We start from the raw sequence: 17856 nt of genomic DNA, 5'->3' as shown, positions 1-17856 counted from the left end.
CGATTTGAGTGCCGGCGAGCCGTCCAGAAAACGGGCGACCGCCGGCGAGGAAGGAGACGAAGAGGCCATGGCGTTCCTCGACCGCGCGGCGCGCAGCCTGTTCCTGACCGAGCTGCTGGGCGGCATGGCGCTGACCTTGCGCTACATGTTCAAGCCCAAGGTCACGATCAACTACCCCTATGAGAAGGGCCCCATCAGCTCGCGCTTCCGCGGCGAGCATGTGCTCCGCCGCTATGCGAATGGCGAGGAGCGCTGCATCGCGTGCAAGCTTTGCGAAGCGGTGTGCCCGGCTCTCGCCATCACCATCGAAGCCGAACCGCGTGACGACGGCAGCCGCCGCACCACGCGCTACGACATCGACATGACCAAGTGCATCTACTGCGGTTTGTGCCAGGAGGCCTGCCCGGTCGACGCGGTGGTCATGGGGCCGAACTTCGAGTTCTCCACCGAATCCCGTGAAGAGCTCTTCTACAACAAGCAGAAGCTGCTGGCGAACGGCGACCGCTGGGAGGCGGAAATCGCCCAGAACCTCGCGGCCGAGGCTCCTTACCGGTAAGCGGAAGCGAGAAAAACGATGATACTCCAAGGCATCGCCTTCTACGTGTTCGCCGCGCTGCTGGTGGCCTCCGGTGTGATGGTCATCTCGGCGCGGAACCCCGTTCATTCGGTCCTTTTCCTGATCCTCGCCTTTTTCCAGGCAGCCGGTCTCTGCGTCCTGATGGGCGCCGAGTTCATCGCGATGATCCTCGTCATCGTCTATGTCGGCGCCGTGGCCGTGCTGTTCCTGTTCGTGGTGATGATGCTCGACATCAACTTCCGCGAACTGCGCAAGGGTGCGATGGAAGCGCTGCCGCTGGGCGCGCTCGTCGGGCTGATCCTGCTGGCGGAACTGGCGGCCGTGCTGGGCGGCTGGATCGTCGCCCCGAACGTGGCGACGGTCGCCGGCGCGCCGACGCCTGCGCTCGACCAGGTGACGAACACCCATGCGCTGGGCCGGCTGATGTACACGCAGTACGTCTACCTGTTCCAGGCATCCGGCATCGTCCTGCTGATCGCCATGATCGGCGCGATCGTGCTGACGCTGCGGCACCGTCCGGGCGTGCGCAAACAGAATGTCGGCGCCCAGATCTCCCGTCGCCGGGAAGACGTGGTCGTCATTCGCAAGGTACCGACCGGGGAGGGCGTGTGATCATGGAGATCGGTCTCGGACATTACCTGACGGTCTCGGCCATCATCTTCACGCTGGGTGTGCTGGGAATCTTCCTGAACCGGAAGAACGTCATCATCATCCTGATGTCGATCGAGATGATGCTGCTGGCGGTGAACCTGAACCTCGTCGCCTTCTCGACCTTCCTGCACGATCTGGTCGGCCAGATCTTCGCCATGATCATCCTGACCGTCGCCGCCGCCGAGGCGGCCATCGGCCTTGCCATCCTGGTGGTCTACTTCCGCAACCGCGGCTCGATCCGAGTCGAAGACATCAACATGATGAAGGGCTGAGGCGGCGCCATGGAAGTGCTAGTCGTATTCCTTCCGCTCCTGGCGTTCCTCGTCGCCGGATCGATCGCGCTGTTCGGCGGGCCGAAGGCCGAGCCGGCGGCTGCGGGTCACGGAAGCCACGGTCATGGCCATGACGATCACGGGCACGCCCAGATCGCCCACGCCCATGACGATCATGCCCACCACATCTCGCACGACGAGCTGGACCACGCGCACGACGACGCCCACGACGACCACCATGTCGTCGCCGGCCCGCCGACCGTCGGCGACCGCGTCTCGCAGTTCGTGACCGCGGGCGCCGTGCTGGTCTCGGCGATCCTGTCCTGGGTCCTGTTCTTCGACGTCGCCGTGGGCGGTCATCCGCGCACCATCGAGCTGATGACCTGGATCCAGAGCGGCACGCTGGACGTGAAGTGGGCGCTGCGGGTCGACCAGCTCACCGCGGTGATGCTGATCGTCGTCAACACCGTCTCGGCCTGCGTGCACGTCTACTCCATCGGCTACATGGCCGAGGATCCGCAGAAGCCGCGCTTCATGGGCTACCTGTCGCTGTTCACCTTCGCCATGCTGATGCTGGTGACGGCGGACAACCTGGTCCAGATGTTCTTCGGCTGGGAAGGCGTCGGTCTCGCCTCCTACCTGCTGATCAACTTCTGGTACGAGAAGCCGTCGGCCAACGCCGCCGCCATGAAGGCCTTCCTGGTCAACCGCGTTGGCGACTTCGGCTTCGTGCTCGGCATCTTCTCGATCTTCGTGCTGACCGGTTCGGTCCAGTTCGACGCGATCTTCGCCAAGGCCCCGACGCTGACCGGCGAGACGCTGCATTTCCTCAGCTGGGACTTCAACGGCCTGACCATCGCCTGTCTGCTGCTGTTCATCGGCGCGATGGGCAAGTCTGCTCAGCTCGGCCTGCACACTTGGCTGCCGGACGCGATGGAAGGCCCGACCCCGGTGTCGGCGCTCATCCACGCCGCCACCATGGTCACCGCCGGCGTCTTCATGCTCTGCCGCCTGTCCCCGGTATTCGAGTACGCGCCGACGGCACTGGAAGTGGTCGCGGTGGTCGGCGGCCTGACGGCCTTCGTCGCGGCGACCATTGGCTTCACCCAGTTCGACATCAAGCGGGTCATCGCCTATTCGACGATGTCCCAGCTCGGCTACATGTTCTTCGCCATCGGCGTGTCGGCCTACGGCGCGGCAATGTTCCACCTGTTCACGCACGCCTTCTTCAAGGCCCTGCTGTTCCTCGGCGCCGGCTCTGTCATTCATGCCCTGCACCATGAGCAGGACATGCGCAAGATGGGCGGCGTGTGGCGCAAGATCCCCTTCACCTACGCGGTGATGTGGATCGGCAACCTCGCGCTGGCCGGTCTGCCCTTCTTCGCCGGCTTCTATTCCAAGGACATGATCCTGGAGGCGGCCTTCGCCTCGGGCAGCGGGGTTGGGCGCTTCGCCTTCGCGCTCGGTATCGCCGCCGCACTGATGACCGCCTTCTACTCCTGGCGCCTGCTGTTCATGACCTTCCACGGCACGCCGCGGATGGACAAGGAAGTCTACGACCATGCCCATGAGTCGCCGCTCGTCATGCTGGTGCCGCTGGCGGTGCTGACGCTTGGTGCGCTGTTCGCCGGCGTCGGCTTCCACGAGTGGTTCATCGGCCACGACCGTGCCGAGTTCTGGGGCAAGGCCCTGATGGTTCTGCACGACCACGACACCATTGAGGCCGCGCACCATCACACCCCGGGCTGGGTCAAGCTGGCTCCGCTGGTGGTCGGCCTGCTCGGCATCGCCATGGCTTATGTCGGCTACATCATGATGCCGGGCCTGCCGGGCAAGATCGCCGGCACCTTCCGCGGCATTCACCAGTTCCTCTACAACAAGTGGTACTTCGACGAGCTGTATGATGCGCTGTTCACCCGTCCGGCCAAGGCCCTGGGCTATGGGCTGTGGAAGGCGGGCGACGGTGCGGTGATCGACGGCGTGGGGCCGGATGGCATTGCCGCCGCCACCCGCGACATCGCGGCCCGCACCAGCCGGCTGCAGTCCGGTTACGTCTATCACTACGCCTTTGCCATGGTGATCGGGGTCGTCCTGTTCGTCGCCTGGCTGTCGGTTTTCGGCTGAGCGGTATCGAAGGAGAACAACAACAATGGCTAGCTGGCCGATCCTGTCGTTCGCGACCTTCCTGCCGCTCGTGGGCGTCGCGCTGATCCTGCTGTTCTGCCGGGGCAATTCCCCGGACGTGCTGCGGAACGTGCGGTACATCTCTCTGTGGACGACGCTCGTCACCTTCGTGCTGACGCTGCTCGTCTGGGCCAACTTCGATCCGCGCAATCCCGGCTACCAGATGGTCGAGAAGGCGGGCTGGATCCCGGAATTCGGCATCAACTACCACATGGGCGTCGACGGCATCTCGGTGCTGTTCGTCGTCCTGTCCGGCTTCCTGATGCCGCTGTGCATCCTGGCGAGCTGGGAGTCGGTGCAGGTCCGGGTGAAGGAATACATGATGGCCTTCCTCGCGCTGGAAACCCTGATGATCGGGATGTTCTGCGCGCTGGACTTCGTGCTGTTCTACATGTTCTTCGAAGGCGTCCTGATCCCGATGTTCCTGATCATCGGTGTCTGGGGCGGTCCGCGCCGCGTCTATGCCGCCTTCAAGTTCTTTCTCTACACGCTGCTCGGCTCGGTGCTGATGCTGCTGGCGATCCTGGCCATGTATTTTGTGGCCGGCACCACCGACATCCCGACCATCACCGCCACCCAGTTCCCGCGCAACATGCAGCTGTGGCTGTGGCTCGCCTTCTTCGCCTCCTTCGCGGTGAAGGTGCCGATGTGGCCGGTCCACACCTGGCTGCCGGATGCCCACGTCGAGGCGCCGACCGCCGGTTCGGTCATCCTGGCCGGCGTGCTGCTGAAGATGGGCGGCTACGGTTTCCTGCGCTTCAACATTCCGATCCTGCCGGAGGCCACCGAGTATTTCGCGCCGCTGATCTACACCCTGTCGGTCGTCGCCGTGATCTACACCTCGCTGGTCGCTCTCGCCCAGGAGGACATGAAGAAGCTGATCGCCTACTCGTCGGTCGCCCATATGGGCTTCGTCACCATCGGCATGTTCGCGCTGAACCAGCAGGGCATCGAAGGCTCGATCTTCCAGATGCTGTCGCACGGCATCGTGTCGGGCGCCTTGTTCCTGTGCGTCGGCGTCGTCTATGACCGGCTGCACACCCGCGAGATCGCCCGCTATGGCGGTCTGGTGAAGAACATGCCGAAATACGCGGTGATCTTCCTGTTCATGACCATGGCCTCCGTCGGCCTGCCGGGCACCGCCGGTTTCGTCGGCGAGTTCCTGGTGCTGCTCGGCGTCTTCCGCGACAACACCTGGGTCGCCGCCCTGGCCGCCACCGGCATGGTTCTGGGCGCCGCCTACGCGTTGTGGCTGTACCGCCGCATCGTCTACGGCAAGCTGGTGAAGCCGGACGTCAAGGCGATGTTCGACATCACCCCGCGCGAGATCGCGGTGTTCCTGCCGCTGGTCGCCGTCGTCCTTTGGATGGGCGTCTATCCCAGCAGCTTCCTGAACGTCACCTCGGCATCGGTCGAGCAGCTGATCCAGACCTACCAGACCAAGCTGGCCGCGTCGCACGCCGCGTCCGGCGTCTCGGTCGCCGCTCGGTAAGGGGTTCTTCGACATGACCGCAGTGTTTCCCGACATCTGGCCGGCCCTGCCGGAGATCTTCCTGGCACTCTCGGGCGTCGCCCTGCTGATGCTGGGCGTGTTCCGCGGCGACGGTTTCACCCGTCCCGTCTCCTATCTGGCGATCGTCTGTATGCTGCTCGCCGCCGTCCTGGCGATGGGCTATGGCAGCGGCCGCATCGTCACCTTCAACGGCATGTTCGTGATGGACGCCTTCGGCGTCTTCATGAAGGTGCTGGTGCTGGTCTCGGCGGCTTTCGCGGTCATCCTCTCGCTCGGGTTCAACGAGCGGGAGCAGATGGCCCGCTTCGAGTTCCCGGTGCTGATGGTCTTCGCGACTCTCGGCATGCTGATGATGATCTCGGCGAACGATTTCATCTCGCTGTATGTCGGCCTGGAGACGCAGAGCCTCGCGCTCTACGTCATCGCAGCCTTCCGCCGCGACAGCGCCAAGTCGTCCGAAGCCGGCCTAAAGTATTTTGTCCTCGGCTCGCTCTCCTCGGGCATGCTGCTGTACGGTGCGTCGCTGGTCTACGGCTTCGCCGGCACGACCTCCTTCGACAAGGTCGCTGCCCTGTTCGCGGGTGGCGCCCACGTGTCGCCGGGCCTGGTGATCGGTCTGGTTTTCGTGATGGCCGGTCTGGCCTTCAAGGTCTCGGCCGCGCCGTTCCACATGTGGACCCCGGACGTGTATGAGGGCGCGCCGACCCCGGTGACCGCCTTCTTCGCGGCGGCGCCGAAGGTGGCGGCCATCGCCCTGCTGACCCGCGTGGTGATCGAGCCGTTCGGCCATCTCGCCGACCAGTGGCATCAGGTGCTGGTGGCCGCGGCCGTTCTGTCGATGGTGATCGGGTCCTTCGTCGCCATCATGCAGACCAACATCAAGCGCCTGATGGCCTACAGCTCCATCGGCCATGTCGGTTACGCCCTGGTCGGCCTGACCACCGGCACCCAGGACGGCGTGCGCGGCGTGCTGATCTACATGGCGCTCTACATCGCCATGAACATCGGCGCCTTTGCGGTCATCCTCAGCATGAAGGCCAAGGGCCAGATGCTGGAGGAGATCAAGGACTTCGCGGGCCTGTCGAAAACCAACCCGATGCTGGCCGCAACCATGGCGATCTTCATGTTCTCCATGGCCGGCATTCCGCCGATGGCCGGTTTCTTCGGCAAGCTGTACGTCTTCCTGGCCGCCGTCGCGGCGCAGGAATACACGCTGGCCGTGATCGGCGTGCTGACCAGCGTCGTGGGCGCCTTCTACTACCTGCGCATCATCAAGATCATGTATTTCGATGAGCCCGCGGTGGTGGTCGACAAGGTGGACGACGACGGCATGACCGGCGTCCTGGTGGTCACCAGCCTGTTCACCCTGCTGTTCTTCGTCGCTCCGGCGCCGATCCTGAACGGTGCGGCGGCTGCCGCGGCGGCCCTGTTCGCCGGCTGACGGCGGACCGATGTCGTTATCTCTCGAAGCGGAGGCGGCGCGTCTGCGCCTGCCTCCGGGCTTCCGGGTCAAGGCCTTCGACTCCGTCGGCAGCACGAACGACGAAGCGAAGGCCTTGTCGCGTTCCGGGGCACCCGAAGGCACAATCGTCTGGGCCCGCCGGCAGGAAAGCGGGCGCGGCCGGCGCGGCCGGGCCTGGACCTCGCCCGAAGGCAACCTCTACAGCACGACCATCCTGCGGCCCGGCCTGCCGCCGGCCGAAGCCGCCCAGGTCTCCTTCGTCGCCGCACTCGCCATCGCCGAGACCGCCGAATCGGTGCTGCCCGATCCCGGCGGCGTGCGCTGCAAATGGCCGAACGACGTGCTGGTGCATGACCGCAAGCTGTCCGGTATCCTCCTCGAGTCGGAGCCGGCGGCGGACGGCACCGTGGCCTGGGTGGTGCTTGGCGTCGGCATCAACCTGCGGCATTTTCCCGCGACCGCCGATTACGGCGCGACCTCGCTGATCGCCGAAGGGGCGCCGCCGATGGGGGCGGGCGCGCTGCTGGAGGTCTTTGCCGGCCATGTGGCGAGTTGGTACGGCCGCTGGCGCGCCCATGGCTTCGCCCCTGTGCGGGAGGCGTGGCTGTCGCGCGCCCGCGGGCTCGGCGGGCCGATCGTGGTCAGGCTGGCCGATCGGACGATCCCCGGCACCTTCGCCGATCTGGACAGCGACGGCGTTCTGTTGCTTGATCCAACGGACGGCGGACCGCGCCAGCGGATCGCCGCCGGGGACGTGTTCTTCACGCCGCCGACCGAAAGCTGATTCCAAGCGACCAGAGCCTTCAGGACCACGCCATGCTGCTTGCCATCGACGCCGGAAACACGAATGTGGTGTTCGCCATCTATGACGGCGACCGCCAGCGCGGCATCTGGCGCACGGCGACCGATCCCAAACGCACCTCCGACGAGTACATGGTGTGGCTGACCCACCTGATGGCGTTGAAGGGGCTGAAGCCGGTCGACATCCATGGCGCCATCATCGCCAGCGTCGTGCCCGGCGCCACCTTCAACCTGAAGCGGCTGTGCAAGGATCATTTCGGCTGCGAGCCGGTGATCGTCGGCCAGCCCGGCGTCGATCTGGGGGCCAAGGCGCTGGTTGACCGGCCGGAGGAGGTCGGTGCCGACCGGCTGGTCAACACGGTGGCAGCCGCTGCCACCTACAAGACCCCGCTGATCGTCATCGACTTCGGCACGGCAACCACCTTCGACGTGGTGGACGCAGACGGCAATTATTGCGGCGGCGTGATCGCACCGGGGCTGAACCTGTCGCTGGAGGCGCTGCAGATGGCCGCCTCCAAGCTGCCGCGGGTGGAGATCCAGCCGCCGGACCACGTGATCGGCAGGAACACCATCGCCTGCATGCAATCGGGCATCTTCTGGGGGTACGTCGGCCTGATCGAAGGGCTGGTGGCCCGCATCCGGGCGGAGTACGGCGAACCGATGCGGGTTGTCGCCACTGGCGGATTGGCTGTTCTTTTCGCCAAGGCTACCCATGTGATCGAACACACCGACAACGAGCTGACGCTCCGCGGTCTCCTCCTGATCCACAAGCGCAACACGGTCCAATGACACAATCCTCCAAGACAGCCGCCGGAATCCCTGCAGCCCCGGCGGACACCTTCGTTCCGGAGGATGGCGGCCTGTATTTCCTCCCGCTCGGCGGTTCCGGCGAGATCGGGATGAACCTCAACCTCTACGGCCATCAGGGCAAATGGCTGATGGTGGATCTCGGCATCTCCTTCGCCGATGACACCATGCCGGGCCTCGACGTGATCATGCCCGATCCGGCCTTCATCGCCGAGCGGCGGCAGGATCTGGTCGGGTTGGTGCTGACCCATGCGCATGAGGACCATCTCGGCGCCGTACAGTATCTGTGGCCGGAACTGCGCTGCCCGGTCTATTGCACGCCCTTCACCGCGGCCTTCCTGCGCGCCAAGCTGCACGAGAAGGGCCTGAGCGCGACGGTTCCGATCCATGAGATCCCGCTGGGCGGCACGGTGGAGATCGGTCCCTTCTCCGTCGAATACGTCACCATGACGCACTCGATTCCGGAGCCGAACGCGCTCGCCATCCGCACCTCCGCCGGCACCGTCCTGCACACCGGCGACTGGAAGCTGGACCCCGATCCGCTGGTCGGCGACACCGCCGACGAGGCGCGGCTGCGCGCCATTGGCGACGAGGGGGTGCTGGCGCTGGTCGGCGACAGCACCAACGCGCTGGTCCCGGGTTCCGCCGGGTCGGAGGCGACGGTGCGCGCCTCGCTGATGGAGCTGTTCGGGCGTTACCGCGGCTCGCGAATCGCCGTCAGCTGCTTCGCCACCAACGTGGCGCGGCTGGAGAGCATCGCCGCCGCCGCCGCCGCGCATGACCGTCATGTGGCACTGGTCGGCCGGTCGCTGTGGCGGATCAACGAGGCCGCGCGGGCCAGCGGCTATCTGGCTGACGTGCCGAAATTCCTGTCGGAGCATGACGCCAGCTATCTGCCGCGGGAAAAGCTGGTGCTGATCTGTACCGGCAGCCAGGGAGAGCCGCGATCCGCCCTTGCCCGCATCGCCGCCAACGATCATCCGCAGGTCACGCTGTCGCGCGGCGACGTGGTGATCTTCTCCTCCCGCGAGATCCCCGGCAACGAGCGGGCCATCGGGCGCATGCAGAACCAGCTGGTCGCGCAGGGCGTGGAACTGGTCACGGCGGACGAGGCTGCGGTCCACGTCTCCGGCCATCCGGCGCGGGACGAGCTGGTGCGCATGTACCAATGGGTGCGGCCGCGCATCGCGGTGCCGGTCCACGGCGAGCAGCGCCACCAGCAGGCCCACGCCGCCCTGGCGGAAGATTGTCAGGTCGCCCACAGCATCGTGCCGGCCAATGGCGAACTGATCCGCCTCGACGGGGCGGAGGGCGCGCAGGTGGTCGCCCATGTGCGGTCCGGCCGCATGGCGGTGGACGGCAAGCGGCTGGTGCCGCTCGACACCGGCATGATGCGGGCACGCAACCGCATGGTGAACAACGGCGCCGCCGTGGTGACGCTGGTCATGACCGGAACGGGCGAGCTTCTGACCGCGCCGCAGGTGGCGGTGATGGGGTTGATCGACGAAGCGACCGACCGCGACATGCTGCTGGACGTCATCGACGCGGTGCGGGAATCGGTGGCGATGCTGCCCAGATCAACGCGCGCCGACGATGCCCAAGTGAAGGAGGCGGCACGGATTGCCGTCCGCCGCTGCTTCAATGCGTCCCATGGCAAGAAGCCGGTGACGGAGGTCCATCTGGTCCGCGTCTGACGGAAATTTGTGTATAACAGGCTTATCAGAGCCCGCTAACGGGCCAGACGGACAGCCAGCGAGAGGACACGCATGATCGGGAAGCTCAACCACGTCGCCATTGTCGTTCCGGACCTGCCGGCGGCGACGGCGCTTTACCGCGACACGCTGGGGGCCGCGGTGTCTCAGCCGGTGGATCTGCCGCCGCATGGCGTGACCGTGGTATTCGTCACCCTGCCGAATACCAAGATCGAGCTGCTGCATCCGTTCGGCGAGAAGTCGCCGATCGCCGGCTTCCTGGAAAAGAACCCGTCCGGCGGCATCCACCACATCTGCTACGAGGTGGACGACATCCTGGCCGCCCGCGACCGGATGAAGGAGCAGGGCGCCCGTGTGCTGGGCGATGGCGAGCCCAAGATCGGCGCCCACGACAAGCCGGTCCTGTTCCTGCACCCCAAGGACTTCTGCGGGACGCTGGTGGAACTGGAGCAGGCCTGATCCCTCCGCCGGGCTGCACGGAGAGGGTGGGGAGACGAGAGGCGACGGAGAGGGCGATGGACAACTGGGTGACGGCGGTCTTCGTCTATATCGTCGTGTGGTGGGTGGTGTTGTTCGGGGTGCTGCCCTGGGGTGTCCGGACGCCGGACGAACCGGAACCCGGCATGGCCTCCTCCGCCCCCGTCGAACCGCGCATTCTGCGCAAGTTCATGATCACTTCGGTGGTCGCCCTGCTGGTGTGGCTGGTGATCTTCGGCGTGGAGCGCTCCGGGATCATCTCCTTCCGCGAGATGGCGCGGCATATGTACTGACCGACCGGAGAGGAGAGGGCGGGTGAGCCTGACCTATTGCGCGGCCGCACCCGGCCATCCCCACCACGGCCCCTACCATGACGGCGAATACGGCTTCCCGAGCGGCGACGACCGGGTGCTGTTCGAACGGCTGGTGCTGGAGATCAACCAGGCCGGTCTGTCCTGGCTGACCATCCTGAAGAAGCGTGAGGCGTTCCGCGCCGCCTTCGACGATTTCGACATCGACCGGGTCGCCGCCTATGGCGAGGCGGAGCGGGCGCGGCTTCTGGCCGACGCCGGTATCATCCGCAACCGTCTGAAGGTCGATGCGGTGATCGAGAATGCCCGCCGGATCATCGCCCTGCGCGAGACCCACGGCTCCTTCCACGGTTGGCTGCGCGCGCACCACCCCTTGACCAAGGCGGAATGGGTGAAGCTGTTCGGCCGAACCTTCCGCTTCACAGGCGGCGAGATCGTCGGCGAGTTTCTGATGAGCCTGGGTTACCTGCCGGGTGCGCACCAGCCCGATTGCCCGGTCCACGCCGTCGTCCTGGCCCAGAGTCCGCCCTGGAAAACCGCTGTGGACGGCGGCTATCGCGGGTATGAGCCCACGAAGTAGGCAAAGGTCCGGTCAGAACGGCGGCAATCGCTGAAAGGCTGGGCAAAAATGCAAATACTTTGAGCATGGCAGGGTATTGCCTTTGTTTTGGGCTTGCCATGGCTGCGGCACGGGTTCACTCTTTTCATGTGACGAGGGAGGACCATTCCTCCCTTTCCGACGCCTGGTGGCGATTCCTCCCTAAACTCGACAGGCCGCGCCGCATTCGCCGCGCGGCCTTTCTTTATCCACAATGCCGATTGTTGGCTGGTGGACAGGAAATTTCCTCTGCAGGTCCAGAAAACGTTAACGGTTTGCTTGGTAGCGTTGCTCGGGCCGACTCTGCCTTGGGGTTTCCCCCTATCCGGCGAGAATGGCTGCAAAGAACGCCGTCCGGAGGCACGCGCCGCCCGGATGGCCGTCCGCATTGGCCCATCGGACCAACCGGTCATTCGCCCGTTCAGGCGGGCGTCAGAAGAAGGACGACAGTCGAGGCGCCGATGGCCGCGAACGAAAACGAACGATTCGATCAGTTCGCCGCGGTTCTGACGACCGAACTGTTGGAGCGGACCAGAAAAAGCATGGAGTTGCTGGCGCCGGACCAGCAGCCCTGCTCCATGCTGCCTTTCATCCAGACGCCATCCTTCGTCGAGTTCTATCAGGACCTCGTGCGCGTCGGCATCCTGCCGGTGGTGCTCAGCCGCCGACCGGTCCGCGCCATCGTCGGCGATGTCGATTGGGCGCGGGAAGGCCGCGAATATCTGCTGACCGTGCTGGATGACCGCTCCAACGCCATCTTCACCGCCTGGGAATATGCCTGGGACTCGCTGTGGGACGAGCGCAAGGTCGGGCAGGACAGCGGCGGCGCCGGTGGCGGCGCCAAGCCGAAGAAGGGCTTCTTCAGCGTCCTGTTCGGCCGCAAGCGCGAGGAGAGGTCCGACGGCGGCCAGGGTGGTGGTGCGGAGGGAGGCGTGATGGCCGGATTGCACATCATGCTGACAGAACTGGCGGAGAAGCGCGGTTTCCTGCCATTGTTCCACGACGATGTCCGCATCCTGAAGGCCCTGCCGCGGCTGAAACCCGGCCGGGTCGCCCAGGCGTGGAAGGAGATCACGCAGTACCACCACCAGGAATTCTACATGCCCGAACCGGAGCAGGCTAAGCCGGGAGTGACCTCCGACTGCCTTCAGAAATGGCATTACAATCTGCCGGACAAGATCGGCGAGTTCCTGGTGCTGAAGGCCGCGGTGGACCTGGAGCATGTGAACAAGCCCTTCATCGGCAAATACATCCGCCAGTCGGCGCGGACCCAGGAGGAGGCGGAGAAAGGGATGCCTTACCTGTCGCTCTATTGGAAAGCCATGCGCAACCCCGCCATGCTGGCCGAGCGGCACACGCTGTGACGGCGCCAATGGCCCTGCGCGCCGGCCTGACCGCGTGCCTGCTGGCTCTTGCGGCCGGAACCGCATCGGCGCAATCGCAGCCGCAGTTGCCGGGTCCGATCCCTTTGACCCCCGATGTCGCCCGCGAGCGGCCGGTGATCGATTTGTCGCTGTGCCAGCGGCTGACCCGCCATGTGCCGGCCGCCGACGTGGAATACCGGCCGGGGGTGGATGTGAACGGCCGCCCGGTGATGCCGGCCGACCTGCCGGGCACCGCGGGCGCGCAGCCGCCAATTCCCATCGACCTGCCGCTGTCGGTGGATCTTGCCCGGCGGATGGGCATCGCCCTGCCGTCGGTGCCGTTTCTGCCCGACGACGTGACCTCGGTCTGGCTCAGCGTCGTCGGCGACCGGCTCTATCTCAACGGCCAGCCGATCGATCCGGGGGCGGAGGACCGCCTCTACGCCTATTGCCGCACCCGGTAGGGCCGGGCCGGCCGGGAAGGAAGCGGGGGCTTACAGTGGACAAGTGCGGGCGACCTTCCTAAAGTCGCTCACCCGCCGCCCGAGTGCGCTCCTGTTCGAAAAAGGAGCATGTCCGCGCGGCCTTGTCGAACACCTCGCACACGAGAGCAGAGCCATGCGGCTGTCCAGCTTCTTCATGCCGACCCTCAAGGAGACCCCGACGGAGGCGCAGATCGTCTCGCACCGCCTGATGCTGCGGGCCGGGATGATCCGCCAGACCAGCGCCGGCATCTATGCCTGGCTGCCGCTGGGCTATCGGGTTCTGCGCAAGATCGAGCAGATCGTCCGCGAGGAGCAGGATGCCGCCGGTGCGCAGGAACTGCTGATGCCGACCATCCAGTCGGCCGATCTGTGGCGCGAGAGCGGCCGTTACGACGATTACGGCAAGGAGATGCTGCGCATCACCGACCGCCACGACCGCGAGATGCTGTTCGGCCCGACGAACGAGGAGATGATCACCGACATCTTCCGCTCTTTCGTCAAGAGCTACCGCCAGTTGCCGCTGAACCTCTACCACATCCAGTGGAAGTTCCGTGACGAGATCCGCCCGCGCTTCGGCGTGATGCGCGGCCGCGAGTTCCTGATGAAGGATGCCTATTCCTTCGACATCGACCCGGCCGGCGCCCGCCGTTCCTACCAGAAGATGTTCCTGGCCTATCTGCGGACCTTCGCCCGCATGGGGCTGAAGGCGATCCCGATGCGCGCCGACACCGGCCCGATCGGCGGCGACCTGAGCCACGAGTTCATCATCCTGGCCGAGACCGGCGAGAGCGGCGTCTTCTGCCACAAGGACTGGATGAACCTGGACGTGCTGAAGGACGCCCCCGGCATGGAGGACGACCTGCAGCCCTTCTTCGACCGCGTCACCGCCATCTACGCCGCGACCGACGAGAAGCACGACCCGGCCAACAGCCCGGTGCCGGAGTCCGATCTGGTCTCGGCCCGCGGCATCGAGGTCGGCCACATCTTCAACTTCGGCACCAAGTATTCGAAGCCGATGAATGCCGTGGTCGCCGGCCCGAACGGCGAGTCGATCCCGGTGGAGATGGGCAGCTACGGCATCGGCGTGTCGCGCCTGATGGGTGCGATCATCGAGGCCAGCCACGACGACAACGGCATCATCTGGCCGGACGCCGTCGCGCCCTTCAATGTCGGCCTGATCAACCTGAAGTCGGGCGACGCCGAGACCGACCGCGTCTGCGCCGAGCTGTATGCGAAGCTGGAAGCCGCCGGGCTTGAGGTCGCCTATGACGACCGCGACGAGCGTCCCGGCGCCAAGTTCGCCGACATGGACCTGATCGGCGTTCCCTGGCAACTGGTCGTCGGGCCGCGCGGCCTGAAGAACGGCGTCGTCGAACTGAAGCGCCGCGCCACCGGCGAGAAGGAAGAGTTGCCGGTCGAGGCGGCGCTGGCGAAGCTGCTGGGCTGATCGGCTTACCCCGTGAGGAGGCCCGGATCGCCGTGATGCCGGCGATCCGGGCTTTGCCCTTTTTCCGCCACGCTCACGTTCCCATGTAGGGCATCGTTTCCGCCCACCCACAGGACCCCAGCCGCATGATCTTCACCGCCTTCGAACGCATGGTCGCGATGCGTTACCTCCGGGCGCGCCGCCAGGAAGGGTTCATCTCGGTCATCGCGGGGTTCTCGCTGCTGGGCATCGCGCTCGGCGTCGCGACCCTCATCATCGTGATGGCGGTGATGAACGGTTTCCGGGCGGAGCTGCTGGGCCGCGTGCTCGGCCTCAACGGGCACCTCAACGTCTACAATGTGCGCGGTGGGCCGCTGCCGGACTTCGACATCCTGGCCGGCAAGCTGCGCAACACGCCCGGCGTCAGCAACGTCACCCCGACGGTGGAAGGACAGGCGCTGGTGTCGGTGCGCGGCGTCGCCTCGGGCGCGGTCATCCGCGGCGTGCGGGCGGAAGACTTCAAGGCGCGGCCGACGCTTGCCAACAACGTCATCCGCGGCTCGGCCGAGGAGTTCGGGGAGGACCGCATCGCCATCGGCTCCCGCATGGCCCAGCGGCTGGGCTTGAGCGTCGGCGACCAGATCACGCTGATTGCGCCGCAGGGCAACGTCACCGCCTTCGGCACCGTGCCGCGGATGCGCAGCTATCCCATCGGCGCGATCTTCGACGTCGGCATGTTCGAATACGACAACAGCTTCATCTTCCTGCCGCTGGAGGAGGCGCAGGCCTTCTTCCGCACCGGCGACGCCGTGACCTCGCTGGAGGTCTTCGTCGACGATCCGATGCAGATCGTTGCCGCGCGGGCCGCCGTGCAGTCCGCGGTCGCGGGGGAGGGAAGGGTGGTCGACTGGCAGCAGTCGAACGCCAGCTTCTTCACCGCCCTTCAGGTCGAACGCAACGTGATGTTCCTGATCCTGTCGCTGATCATCATGGTCGCGGCCTTCAACATCATCTCCAGCCTGATCATGCTGGTGAAGGACAAGGGGCGCGACATCGCGATCCTGCGCACCATGGGGGCGACGCGCGGCATGGTCATGCGCATCTTCTTCCTGTCCGGCGCCAGCGTGGGCGTGACGGGGACGCTGCTGGGGCTGGCGCTGGGCGTGTCCTTCGCGCTGAATATCGAGAGCATCCGGCAGGTGATCCAGGGGCTGACCGGCACCAACCTGTTCAACGCCGAGATCTATTTCCTCTCCCACCTGCCGGCCAAGATCGACTGGAGCGAGGTGGTGCAGGTGACGCTGATGGCGCTCGGCCTGTCCTTCGCCGCCACCATCTACCCGTCCTGGCGCGCCGCCCGGCTCGATCCGGTGGAGGCCCTGCGCTATGAGTGACGCGGTCATGCAGCCGATGCTGGAGTTGAAGGGCATCGTCCGCCGCTTCGAACAGGCGGGCGAGATTCTGGAGGTGCTGCGCGGGGTCGATCTGACCGTCGGCGCCGGGGAATTGGTGGCGCTGGTCGGCCCGTCGGGTGCCGGCAAGTCGACGCTGCTGCACATCGCCGGCCTGCTGGAACGGCCGACCGGCGGCACGGTGCGCATCGCCGGCACCGACGTGTCGAACCTGGACGACGGCAAGCGGACCGAGGTGCGGCGCCGCTCCATCGGCTTCGTCTACCAGTTCCACCACCTGCTGCCGGAATTCTCGGCGCGGGAGAACATCGTGCTGCCGCAAATGATCGCCGGCGTGCCGAAGTCCGTCGCCCGCCAGCGCGCAGACGAGCTTCTGCGCATGGTCGGGCTGGAACAGCGCGGCACCCACCGTCCGGCCCGCCTGTCGGGCGGCGAGCAGCAGCGCGTCGCCATCGCCCGCGCGCTGGCCAACGCGCCGTCGCTGCTGATCGCCGACGAGCCGACCGGCAACCTCGACCCGCATACCGCGGAGCATGTCTTCACCATGCTGTCGGCCATCGTCCGGCAGGCCAAGGTGGGGGCTCTGGTCGCGACGCACAATCTGGACCTCGCCCGCCGCATGGACCGGGTTCTGGAGATGCGCGACGGGCGTCTGGTCGAATACCAGCCGTCGGAACTGGTCCCGCTGGCAGAGGCTGCGCCGGAAGCGTCATAGGCCGAAAGCGCGTCCTAGCCCCGGTTGCCAAGCCGGCGCCGTGCCCCCACTCTCAAGCGCGACCGCACCGGCTGAGCTGCGGCATAGGCAAGACAGGGGGCATCGGGGATGGACCAGCGTATCATCGACCTATACGACGAATACACCCATGCGCCGCTGCCGCGCCGCGTCTTCCTGGAACGGCTGGCGGTGCTGGCCGGCAGCGCGGCGGCGATCCCGACCATCCTGGCGGCGATCGAGCCGAACTATGCCCACGCGGCCATCGTCGGCGAGGACGACAAGCGTCTGGCGGCGGAAAAGGTGAGCTTCCAGGGGGCGACCGGCGACGTTGCCGGATATCTCGCCCGGCCGAAACTCTCGGACAAGGCCCCGGCGGTGATCGTCATCCACGAGAACCGCGGCCTGAATGCCTATGTCGAGGACGTCACCCGCCGTCTCGCCACCGAAGGCTTCGTGGCGCTCGCGCCCGACCTGCTGTCGCCGCTGGGCGGTACGCCGCAGGACCCGGACAAGGCCCGCGACATGATCGGCCAGCTCGACGGCGACAAGACGGTCAACAACCTGATCGCGGCCATGAGCTACCTGATGGCCTACCGCTATTCCTCGGCCAAGGTCGGCGCCGTCGGCTTCTGCTGGGGCGGCGGCATGGTCAACCGGCTTGCGCTGAAGGCGCCCGACCTGAAGGCCGGCGTCGCTTTCTACGGCCCGGCGCCCGACCCGGCGCTGGTCACCACCGTCAAGGCGCCGCTGATGCTGCACTACGCCGGGCTCGATCAGCGCATCAACGCCGGCATCCCCGCCTATGACGAGGCGCTGAAGAAGGCCGGCGTCGAACATCAGATCCACATGTACGAGGGCGTCAACCACGCCTTCCACAACGACACCTCGGCCGAACGCTACAACAAGGAGGCCGCTGACCTCGCCTGGACGCGGACGGTGGAGTTCTTGAAGGCGAAGCTGGCTTAGGAGAGCGCTATTGGCGCCCTCCCCATCCCTCCCCCGCTTCGCGGGAGAGGGGGTAGGATGCTTGGTGGCATGACATAATTGCCAAGGCGGCGGAGTTCCCTCTCCCGCGGAGCGGGGGAGGGC

General features: G+C 66.1%; 18 protein-coding genes. All 18 read left to right on the top strand.

The window, feature by feature from the left end:
- Positions 1–67: 67 nt before the first annotated feature.
- The 18 genes from nuoI to FZ983_RS02875 all read left to right on the top strand — a co-directional run bounded on the left by nuoI (position 68) and on the right by FZ983_RS02875 (position 17733).
- The gene (nuoI, locus tag FZ983_RS02960; protein ID WP_014248411.1) at positions 68–556 is read left to right on the top strand and encodes an NADH-quinone oxidoreductase subunit NuoI; all 489 of its coding nucleotides are present in this window, start codon (positions 68–70) and stop codon (positions 554–556) included.
- An 18-nt stretch (positions 557–574) separates the two neighbouring features.
- Complete coding sequence (locus tag FZ983_RS02955) at positions 575–1189, top strand: NADH-quinone oxidoreductase subunit J (protein WP_149222105.1); 615 nt, start codon at positions 575–577, stop codon at positions 1187–1189.
- Between the two features lie 2 nt (positions 1190–1191).
- Positions 1192–1500: an NADH-quinone oxidoreductase subunit NuoK gene (nuoK, locus tag FZ983_RS02950; RefSeq protein ID WP_014248409.1), complete on the top strand. Its 309-nt coding sequence runs from the start codon at positions 1192–1194 to the stop codon at positions 1498–1500.
- A gap of 9 nt (positions 1501–1509) precedes the next feature.
- Positions 1510–3624, top strand: a complete 2115-nt coding sequence (gene nuoL, locus FZ983_RS02945) for an NADH-quinone oxidoreductase subunit L (protein WP_149222104.1) — start codon at positions 1510–1512, stop codon at positions 3622–3624.
- Positions 3625–3649: 25 nt separating this feature from the next.
- The gene (locus tag FZ983_RS02940; protein WP_149222103.1) at positions 3650–5176 is read left to right on the top strand and encodes an NADH-quinone oxidoreductase subunit M; all 1527 of its coding nucleotides are present in this window, start codon (positions 3650–3652) and stop codon (positions 5174–5176) included.
- Positions 5177–5189: 13 nt separating this feature from the next.
- Entirely contained in the window at positions 5190–6638 is a 1449-nt protein-coding gene (gene nuoN / locus FZ983_RS02935; protein ID WP_149222102.1) for an NADH-quinone oxidoreductase subunit NuoN, read from the top strand.
- Positions 6639–6648: 10 nt separating this feature from the next.
- Positions 6649–7443, top strand: coding sequence for a biotin--[acetyl-CoA-carboxylase] ligase (locus tag FZ983_RS02930; protein ID WP_149222101.1), 795 nt, complete (start codon positions 6649–6651; stop codon positions 7441–7443).
- A gap of 32 nt (positions 7444–7475) precedes the next feature.
- Positions 7476–8249 carry a type III pantothenate kinase gene (locus FZ983_RS02925; RefSeq protein ID WP_149222100.1) on the top strand — a complete coding sequence of 258 codons (774 nt, stop codon included), beginning with the start codon at positions 7476–7478 and terminating at the stop codon, positions 8247–8249.
- Positions 8246–9961, top strand: a complete 1716-nt coding sequence (locus FZ983_RS02920) for a ribonuclease J (protein WP_149222099.1) — start codon at positions 8246–8248, stop codon at positions 9959–9961. Before FZ983_RS02925 ends, FZ983_RS02920 begins: the two co-directional genes overlap by 4 nt.
- A gap of 72 nt (positions 9962–10033) precedes the next feature.
- Positions 10034–10438 (top strand): methylmalonyl-CoA epimerase, encoded by a 405-nt coding sequence (gene mce, locus FZ983_RS02915; RefSeq protein ID WP_014248402.1) that lies wholly within the window; start codon positions 10034–10036, stop codon positions 10436–10438.
- A gap of 56 nt (positions 10439–10494) precedes the next feature.
- Positions 10495–10749, top strand: coding sequence for a DUF1467 family protein (locus FZ983_RS02910; RefSeq protein WP_149222098.1), 255 nt, complete (start codon positions 10495–10497; stop codon positions 10747–10749).
- A 22-nt stretch (positions 10750–10771) separates the two neighbouring features.
- Positions 10772–11347 carry a DNA-3-methyladenine glycosylase I gene (locus FZ983_RS02905; RefSeq protein WP_149222097.1) on the top strand — a complete coding sequence of 192 codons (576 nt, stop codon included), beginning with the start codon at positions 10772–10774 and terminating at the stop codon, positions 11345–11347.
- 479 nt (positions 11348–11826) lie between these two features.
- Positions 11827–12729 carry a hypothetical protein gene (locus FZ983_RS02900; RefSeq protein WP_149222096.1) on the top strand — a complete coding sequence of 301 codons (903 nt, stop codon included), beginning with the start codon at positions 11827–11829 and terminating at the stop codon, positions 12727–12729.
- Positions 12730–12737: 8 nt separating this feature from the next.
- The gene (locus FZ983_RS02895) at positions 12738–13193 is read left to right on the top strand and encodes a hypothetical protein (protein WP_247883543.1); all 456 of its coding nucleotides are present in this window, start codon (positions 12738–12740) and stop codon (positions 13191–13193) included.
- Between the two features lie 154 nt (positions 13194–13347).
- Entirely contained in the window at positions 13348–14661 is a 1314-nt protein-coding gene (gene proS, locus FZ983_RS02890) for a proline--tRNA ligase (RefSeq protein WP_149222094.1), read from the top strand.
- A 125-nt stretch (positions 14662–14786) separates the two neighbouring features.
- Entirely contained in the window at positions 14787–16034 is a 1248-nt protein-coding gene (locus FZ983_RS02885; RefSeq protein ID WP_149222093.1) for a lipoprotein-releasing ABC transporter permease subunit, read from the top strand.
- Positions 16027–16767 carry an ABC transporter ATP-binding protein gene (locus FZ983_RS02880; RefSeq protein ID WP_149222092.1) on the top strand — a complete coding sequence of 247 codons (741 nt, stop codon included), beginning with the start codon at positions 16027–16029 and terminating at the stop codon, positions 16765–16767. Before FZ983_RS02885 ends, FZ983_RS02880 begins: the two co-directional genes overlap by 8 nt.
- Before the next feature lie 108 nt (positions 16768–16875).
- The gene (locus tag FZ983_RS02875) at positions 16876–17733 is read left to right on the top strand and encodes a dienelactone hydrolase family protein (protein ID WP_149222091.1); all 858 of its coding nucleotides are present in this window, start codon (positions 16876–16878) and stop codon (positions 17731–17733) included.
- Positions 17734–17856: the final 123 nt, after the last annotated feature.

This window comes from Azospirillum sp. B21, assembly GCF_008364825.1.
Lineage (GTDB): Bacteria > Pseudomonadota > Alphaproteobacteria > Azospirillales > Azospirillaceae > Azospirillum.
Note: the sequence above shows the minus strand (reverse complement) of the source record. Positions and strands in the feature narration are given on the sequence as shown.

Bases quoted from the DNA above. Each gene is read 5' to 3' on its own strand.
- FZ983_RS02930 (WP_149222101.1), top strand. From the start codon at position 6,649: ATGTCGTTATCTCTCGAAGCGGAGGCGGCGCGTCTGCGCCTGCCTCCG.
- FZ983_RS02895 (WP_247883543.1), top strand. From the start codon at position 12,738: ATGGCCCTGCGCGCCGGCCTGACCGCGTGCCTGCTGGCTCTTGCGGCC.
- FZ983_RS02955 (WP_149222105.1), top strand. From the start codon at position 575: ATGATACTCCAAGGCATCGCCTTCTACGTGTTCGCCGCGCTGCTGGTG.
- FZ983_RS02920 (WP_149222099.1), top strand. From the start codon at position 8,246: ATGACACAATCCTCCAAGACAGCCGCCGGAATCCCTGCAGCCCCGGCG.
- nuoI (WP_014248411.1), top strand. From the start codon at position 68: ATGGCGTTCCTCGACCGCGCGGCGCGCAGCCTGTTCCTGACCGAGCTG.
- mce (WP_014248402.1), top strand. From the start codon at position 10,034: ATGATCGGGAAGCTCAACCACGTCGCCATTGTCGTTCCGGACCTGCCG.
- FZ983_RS02910 (WP_149222098.1), top strand. From the start codon at position 10,495: ATGGACAACTGGGTGACGGCGGTCTTCGTCTATATCGTCGTGTGGTGG.
- FZ983_RS02940 (WP_149222103.1), top strand. From the start codon at position 3,650: ATGGCTAGCTGGCCGATCCTGTCGTTCGCGACCTTCCTGCCGCTCGTG.
- FZ983_RS02900 (WP_149222096.1), top strand. From the start codon at position 11,827: ATGGCCGCGAACGAAAACGAACGATTCGATCAGTTCGCCGCGGTTCTG.
- nuoK (WP_014248409.1), top strand. From the start codon at position 1,192: ATGGAGATCGGTCTCGGACATTACCTGACGGTCTCGGCCATCATCTTC.
- nuoL (WP_149222104.1), top strand. From the start codon at position 1,510: ATGGAAGTGCTAGTCGTATTCCTTCCGCTCCTGGCGTTCCTCGTCGCC.
- FZ983_RS02880 (WP_149222092.1), top strand. From the start codon at position 16,027: ATGAGTGACGCGGTCATGCAGCCGATGCTGGAGTTGAAGGGCATCGTC.
- proS (WP_149222094.1), top strand. From the start codon at position 13,348: ATGCGGCTGTCCAGCTTCTTCATGCCGACCCTCAAGGAGACCCCGACG.
- FZ983_RS02885 (WP_149222093.1), top strand. From the start codon at position 14,787: ATGATCTTCACCGCCTTCGAACGCATGGTCGCGATGCGTTACCTCCGG.
- FZ983_RS02875 (WP_149222091.1), top strand. From the start codon at position 16,876: ATGGACCAGCGTATCATCGACCTATACGACGAATACACCCATGCGCCG.
- FZ983_RS02925 (WP_149222100.1), top strand. From the start codon at position 7,476: ATGCTGCTTGCCATCGACGCCGGAAACACGAATGTGGTGTTCGCCATC.
- nuoN (WP_149222102.1), top strand. From the start codon at position 5,190: ATGACCGCAGTGTTTCCCGACATCTGGCCGGCCCTGCCGGAGATCTTC.